We start from the raw sequence: 7,195 nt of genomic DNA, 5'->3' as shown, positions 1-7,195 counted from the left end.
CGTCAAGGAATCTCAACGTGGCTATCAGACGTCAATTCGCAAGAAAACTTTGATTTGCTGAACGACATGCGTAGCGAGCGGGCGAACAATAGAGGCTAATTTCATCTGGGTCAACACATCTTTTCCAGTAGTACGCATTTTGTAAGAAGCGCAAAAACGAGGGATTTTTTTCCGTTTGCTGGCACACCCCGAATCAATCAACCGAGTGTTCCGAACTGATACGGCTTGCTGACCGATCGCTCAGCAGGGATGACGGCTTTGTCACCAGCCCCAGTTCGACCAGCATCTTCAAAAAGTCGTGAGCCACAGGACCAGCCACAGCACCACCGCTTCCTCCATTCTGAAGCACCACCACAAATGCAATGCGAGGCTGTTCCGCAGGGGCGTATCCCGCGAACCAGGCGTGATCGACACCGCTAGTCTCTGCAGTCCCCGTCTTCCCGGCGATCGTGATCTCCTTCATCCTGACCGTCTTATAGGCGGTTCCTCGCGGATGATGTACGACCATGGTCAGCCCCTCACGAACATAGCCGAGCGTCTCACGCCGCAGGCCTTCGATCGGTTGCGCCTGCGATGCGGGAATGGCACTCCGGAGATAGCTCGTCTCATCCATCGACGCAGGCCCCGAGTCCGCAGCAAAATGAGGGGTCACGAGGTGACCGTCATTCGCAATGGCCGCCATGATCCGGGCCATCTGCAGGGGAGTCATCATCAACGACGACTGTCCGATGGACAGGTCGAGTGTGGTTCCGGGTTTCCATTTTTCCTGAACCTCCCCAACCCCCAGCGGTGCATCAGGGACAGGGAGTCGTCCGGCTGATTCGGACGGAAGATCAATCCCGGTGGGCTGCCCGACCCCAAACCGCCTTGCCCAGTCGACCAGCGAGCGTGGCCCCATCCTGCGTGCGGCCGTATAGAAATAAACGTTGCATGATCGGCACAAGGCATCGGCAAGACTCACGTCTCCATGACCGACACCGCTGTGCCGGAAGGGAAGACAGCGATTTCGATCGGGGCGATCAAGAAACCCCTGACAATGGAATTGCGATAAAGGAGGCATTTTTCCACTCTCGATCGCGGCCACGGCGGACACGATCTTGAATACCGAGCCTGGCGGCAATGCCATTTGCGTCACACGTGACAGGAAAGGGCTGCGAGGATCAGATTTCACTTCATCCCATTGCGCCGCGTCAGGTGTGATCAACAGGTTCAAGTCAAATCTCGGTGCCGCTGCGGCGGCCAGGATCGCACCGGTCTGCACATCCAGAGCAACAAGAGCTCCTCCCTGCGGACAAGTCGGATCCCGAAACTGCCCCTGACTCGTTTCCGGATCGACTGTTCCTTTGATGGTGACCTTGGCGAGTGCCTCATCCAGCAGTTGTTCTGCGCGTCGCTGGACATCGGCATCCAGCGTCAGCACAAGGTCACGGCCGTGCTGAGGCAGGCGGACAACACGCGTTTCGACTATTTCACCGCGACGGTTCTTGACGAGCGCTCGTTGACCACGTACCCCTTTCAGCAGGGAATCATAACTTAGTTCGAGCCCACTCAATCCGCAGGGATCACCGAGCCGATAATCCTGGGGGTCGCCGTCAGGAAATCGCTCTTTGCGTTTTGCCAGTTGCTCGTCCGTCAGCGGTTTTCGAATTCCAATGACGTGAGAAGCCAGTTCACCTGCTGGATAGTGACGCCGCCGATGGACAATGATCTGCGTGTAGGGATAGCGCTCAGGATGAGCTTCAATTTCTGCCCGGGTCTCTGCATCAATTCCGGAGATGACTGTGTGGTATTCGAACTCTTCCTTGACGGGTTGAGGACCGCGATCTCGTTCCGGCGGTTCCGAAAGTGCCTGCTGTACCTGATCCCAGATTGAATAGACGACGGACGGTGATTTTTCTTCACTTTTCGGCTGCATTTCGCCTGCCGCTTCAGAGCGCTGCAGTTGCCTTCGATAGACCGACTCTTTGATTCGCTCGACCCGCTGCTGCTCTCTCTCGCGCGCCTCGTTGATCTCATCCAGAGATCGATCGGTCAGCTCAGCAATCTTTTGCCAGGCGACTTCTCTCTCAGCGAGAATCTTTGCTTTCTGTTCCTCGACCTTCGCCTGATCCTTGCGATCCGTCTGGCTGAGACGCATCCTGGACTGGTCGGCGACCCACTTCTCGTCTGGGGGATTCTTCAATGCCGGATAGTAGACCGCCAGGTCGTACGTCTCGGCATCGCCCGCCAGAATACTGCCATCCACCGCGAGAATTCGGCCGTCTCGTGCTGGAATGTCTTCCAGTGTCTCTGTCGTTAACGAGAAGGTCGCAGCGAAATCTTCGCGGAGGCTCAGTTGGAGTTGAGCCACACGACCTGTGACGACCAGTACGGGCAGCAGCATCCCAATCCACAGTACAACCAGTCGAATTCGCGGATCCCGGTCAGGGTTGAAGCCCCGATCGGCCGCTGCGTCGTCTCTCTCGGAAAAGGATACGGGTCGATTCAGCATCATGTGCTCAAGAGTTCCCACAATCAGCACGACAACGTCAACGTTCAAATCGGGTCAGCATCGACCATTGGTTATTCAGCGAGAATGTCGATCGCGATTCCTGGCGGCGGATCATTCTGCGAACCAGACGATAAGCAGTCGTCAAGAACAGTACGATGGCCGTCGTATAGGACGCATCGCCGGATGCGAGAATGAGCACGCGCATCGGGTCAACCAACTCTCCGACCAGCCAGGCCTGCGTCAGGACGTTCAGACTTCGCCACAGGAATGTGGAGACAATGACAAAGATCGAATAGATCACAGTCCCCCGAGAGGGTGTCTCTTCGAGCGCCGCTGCCAACAGACTGGCGATCACGGTCGCGATGGCGAGTTGCACACCGACCCGTTCACTCGAAAGCGAATCGACGCCCAGTCCCAGCAGGGCGGCCCACAGAATTCCCGCCGTCCCCTGATTGAGGAATACCGACGCCACCAGCACCATTCCGGGGAACCATGGCCGCACTTGTTCCCAGCCCAGAATGGGGGCGATGGTCGACTGCAGCACGAGGGCCAGCGAGACCAATGCGGCCGTCACAGCGAACCGGGTCATCATCTCACCACCAATCGTTCCGGGTTGGCCTCGATCCGTAAGACCTGAACCGTCGTGAGTTGCGCGGGGAGCGGAGCAGGGCGAACAAGGACAGTCCATTCATGGTCGTCTGGTCCCAGTTCAGCCTCCACGACACGACCGTAGTAGAACGGCGTGGGGACAACGCCGTCGCGGTCTGCTGTGTAGACAGCGTCATTAAGTCGAACAGATTTCTCGGCTGGAATCCCTTCCAGTTTGCACAGAGGCCCCCCCTGTCCCTTCAGGATTCCCTGGGCTTCAAACACGAACCCCGAATCCGTTTCCCGGATCAGTTGAGCACGTCCGCGGTAGCGAGAATCCGTCACCAGTTGGAATGTGCTGGTCCATTGCCCGACGGTTTCGATCTTCCCAATCACGCACCGTCCCAAGAGCATTTTGTCTTCAGCCGAGATGCCAAAATCCTCGCCCCCGTCGACGAGCGGGCGCAGGGGCTTTCGATTGGAAATGACGAGTTCGTTTTCGCGCAGCCCCTGATTCGCCCCCTGGGCCAGGAACTTTCCAGCACGCCACTGCTCAGCGACAACATCACCCAGCACAGCGACTTCGGTCAGTGCGGGGGAGACCAAACGCTTCGTCTGGTTGATGGCCGAATAGATTTCGTCCTCTGCGGCCAGTCGTTCGGTCAGTTGCGCCAATCGAAGTTGTAGAGCCCGATTGTTGGCTCTCTCGTCATCCAGTTCTTCCGTCAGTTTGGCCACCAGCGGCCCCTCTGCTCGGTCACCCGCTCCAGCGGATGGATCGAACGGCCTCAAACCAAGACTGTTCGCTGCGTGATTCACTGCAACAAATGCGGGGCGAAGTACATCCATCACTCGTGCCCGAACAACGGTCGTCAGCCCCTCGGGAGCGAAATAGAGACCGATTCCCGTCAGCAACAGACAGCAGCATGTCATTACGGATCGAGTTGCCATGGCCAGCAGCAATTCTCGTTGAGGTTTCAGGACGTGTGTTAGGATGCATTCCGAGATCGATGTCTCACGTCGACGAAAATGGACTCCCGCGCTGACAAACTCCGAATCGCGAGAGCTTCCTGCTCGTGAGGAGAGCCGACTGTGCGACTCGGCCGGTCACGAGGGCAGAAATCCCTGTTCGTCACAAGTTCCGATCGTTTGTTTCAAGCCCCTCTTTCCACTGCGAAAGATGTTCAATGCAAATCGCCGCACCACGGACGACCGTTCGCAGCGGGTCATCTGCGACCCGCACCGGAATCCCCAGGTGCTCTTGAAAATAAAGCGGCAGCCCCGGCAGAAGTGCTCCGCCCCCCGACAGGACCATTCCTGTATCAGAGAGGTCTGCAACCAGTTCGGGATCACATTGTTCAATGACGGACTTCACGCAGCCCAGGATGGCATCGAGGGGACCTCGTAAGGCGTCTCTCACCTGCTCGCTGGTTACCATGGCTTTGCGAGGAACACCGCTCACGATATCCAGCCCACGGACTTCGCAGGTTTGTTCCTGATTCAGCGGGTATGCACACCCGATTTTGATTTTGAGCTGCTCTGCCGACTGGTCACCAATTCGCAGCGCGAAATGCTGTTTCATGTACTCCACAATCGCCTGATCAATTTCGTCTCCGGCGACGCGTAGTGATTTGCTGGCGACAATTTCTGCCAGACTCAATACAGCGACCTCTGTGGTCCCCCCGCCGATATCGCAGATCATACTGGCAAGAGGTTCAGAGATTGGCAGCCCCGCACCAATACTCGCCGCTTTGGATTCGTTGATCAGATAGACACGTCCGGCACCGGCACGTTCCGCACTGTTGAAAACAGCACGCTTTTCGACGTTCGTAATGCTCCCCGGAACCGAGATCACAACATTCGGTTTGAATCCGGGAGTGGTTCGAGCGGCCTTCTGGATGAAGTAGCGAAGCATTGCCTCGCACAGTTCAAAATCGGTAATGACGCCATCTTGAATCGGACGGACGGCGGTGATCGAGTCTGGCGTGCGACCGAGCATCTGCTTCGCCAGCTTTCCGACGGCCGTACCGCGTCCCAGAACCTTTCGCGTGCCATGCTGCAGAGCCACAACAGAAGGTTCGTCCAGGACCACTCCTTCGCCCTGAATGGCTACGAGCGTGTTCGCCGTACCCAAATCAATGGCCAGGTCAGGACTCAACCAACGTCGCAGACGATTCAGCATCCGTGCATCCGCCCTTGTCAATATGAATACCGCCCCCTGCCGGTCGAAATCCTTTCGCCGGACTGGTGGACATCGGCACTGTAGTCGAGAATCGGCAATTTTAGCAAGACGCGGTTTTGAACAGCGAGACTGGACAACCCATGAATGCCAAAACAAGTCTGCAGCCGACCGGTTTGCAGCGGAACAGGACGCGACGCGGACTGCCGTCGGCGGTCTTCCCAGCAACGATGGATTGCCAGCACCTCAAGTTCGTCCGTCACCATCGTAAGCTGCTGTGCCGCGCCGGGCGTAACAGGACAAAATCATGACGCACCAACGAAATTTCCCTTTCCTGGACCGCGTCGCGAAAGTTCGCAGCGGTGGAGGAAAGGGAACAGTTTCGCCCCCCCATAGGGGCGGCATCCAACGGTGCCTGAGTGAGAGCCTTCCCAGGAGCACAGCGAAAACCGCTGAGACTGGGTGAGCTCAATGGATTACGTCAGATTCGACAGGATACCTTGACCGCAGAAGTCGGGATTTCCAAATCGATCGATTCGGTGACCAAACCCATGAGCAAGCGACATCAGTAGTCGATTGTGCGGAGTACCACCGAACTTCAGCGATCGCCCCATCTTGAAGTCGAGGCCGTTGCCGACAAGCACAAATGGGATGTCGTCTAACGTGTGCGTGTTGCCCTTGCCGAGTTCATTCGTCCAGACGATCAGAGTGTTGTCGAGCAGCGAGCCACTGCCACCCGGTTCCGGAGTTTCGGCCAACCGCTTCGCCAGGTAAGCCACTTGTTCGGCGTACCACTTGTTAATGCGCGTCAGTTTTTCTTGTGATTTCTCATCATCGTCACCGTTGTGTGACAATTCATGGTGTCCTTCGTCGACACCGAGGAACTTCATTTTCTGATCGCCGACCGAGTTGGTGTACTGCAAGGTCGCAACGCGGGTGAAATCGGAAGCGAAGCTGTTCACCATCAACTCGATCTGCATCTTGCTCAGTCGAGGCATGTTTTCCGCGTCTTCTTTGACCCCTGGCTCCAGTTGGGGGACCGCGTGCCCGACGTCGTCTGCCTTTGAGGCACTCAGTTCTCGTTCCATTTCCCGGACGAACGTCGTTTGCTCTTCAAGCAGTTGACGATCCTCGTGATTTACCGAGGCAGCAAGAGTCTTCAGGTCCCCCTGAAGATCATCCAGGATGCTCTTCAGATTCTCCTGCCCCTTCATCCGCCCGTACATCTTTGAGAACATCTGGTAGGGGTTATCGATGGGTGTGTTTGGCTTATTCGGACCTGCGTAGGACATGCGTGTCCATGTATCCGCCCAATCCGGTACCAGCACTCCGAATTCCATCGAGCCAAAGCGTGTCCGTGTTGCCGGATTCGCCTGCAGAAAGTTCTTGATTTCCTGATCGATCGAGAGACCGCTGGACCATCCCGCAGGGGTATCCGAGCCCCCTTGAATGTTACCGGGGAAAAGTTCGACACCAGTCAGCAAGCAACCGATGCCGCGCATGTGACTGTCGCCGTCCCCTTTGACGCGATCACAGACACCGTGCAGCGTCAGCAGGCGATCCTTGAAGGGTTGAAGCGGCGTCAGACTTTCCTTCAGCGTGAACTCAGAGCCTTCTTCATCAGGCCAGAATGTCGGCGGGACGACACCGTTGGGGCTGAAAATGATAACGAGTCGTTGCTTGCGGGCGGATTGATTTGCAAATCCGAGACTCGGCAGGTTCAGTACGAATGGCAGTGCGGCAGCACTCAGGCCAAGGTCCCGAAGAAACTCGCGCCGGGATTGATGAGCCATGATCTTCCCTTCTTTACAGTCAACACGGTTTCCACAACCGTGCTTCTCGATGTGACGTTTCTCGAAAAGGTTGCCCGATCGCCAGGCATTTTAAACCGAATATGGTGCCCGCACGATGACCCGCTGCCCACTTAACGCGGAGAT

5 protein-coding genes are annotated in these 7,195 nt (G+C 56.8%); all 5 read right to left on the bottom strand.

Annotated elements, in window-relative coordinates; translation table 11 throughout:
• Window positions 1–193 precede the first annotated feature (193 nt).
• The 5 genes from VGE80_RS15275 to VGE80_RS15255 all read right to left on the bottom strand — a co-directional run bounded on the left by VGE80_RS15275 (window position 194) and on the right by VGE80_RS15255 (window position 7,051).
• Window positions 194–2,539 (bottom strand): peptidoglycan D,D-transpeptidase FtsI family protein, encoded by a 2,346-nt coding sequence (locus tag VGE80_RS15275; protein ID WP_440593259.1) that lies wholly within the window; start codon window positions 2,537–2,539, stop codon window positions 194–196.
• A complete protein-coding gene (mreD, locus tag VGE80_RS15270) occupies window positions 2,529–3,083 on the bottom strand; it encodes a rod shape-determining protein MreD (RefSeq protein WP_440593258.1) in 555 nt (184 codons plus the stop codon). The genes VGE80_RS15275 and mreD overlap by 11 nt, the downstream gene beginning before the upstream one ends.
• Window positions 3,080–4,030: a rod shape-determining protein MreC gene (locus VGE80_RS15265; protein WP_397569636.1), complete on the bottom strand. Its 951-nt coding sequence runs from the start codon at window positions 4,028–4,030 to the stop codon at window positions 3,080–3,082. Before VGE80_RS15265 ends, mreD begins: the two co-directional genes overlap by 4 nt.
• A gap of 181 nt (window positions 4,031–4,211) precedes the next feature.
• Window positions 4,212–5,261 carry a rod shape-determining protein gene (locus VGE80_RS15260; RefSeq protein ID WP_373652571.1) on the bottom strand — a complete coding sequence of 350 codons (1,050 nt, stop codon included), beginning with the start codon at window positions 5,259–5,261 and terminating at the stop codon, window positions 4,212–4,214.
• Between the two features lie 473 nt (window positions 5,262–5,734).
• Window positions 5,735–7,051 (bottom strand): DUF1552 domain-containing protein, encoded by a 1,317-nt coding sequence (locus VGE80_RS15255; protein WP_397569635.1) that lies wholly within the window; start codon window positions 7,049–7,051, stop codon window positions 5,735–5,737.
• Window positions 7,052–7,195: the final 144 nt, after the last annotated feature.

The sequence above is a fragment of the Schlesneria sp. genome, from assembly GCF_036405755.1.
In the GTDB taxonomy this organism is placed as follows: domain Bacteria; phylum Planctomycetota; class Planctomycetia; order Planctomycetales; family Planctomycetaceae; genus Schlesneria; species Schlesneria sphaerica.
The sequence above is the reverse complement of the archived record's forward strand: the minus strand, read 5'-3'. Positions and strand labels throughout refer to the sequence as shown.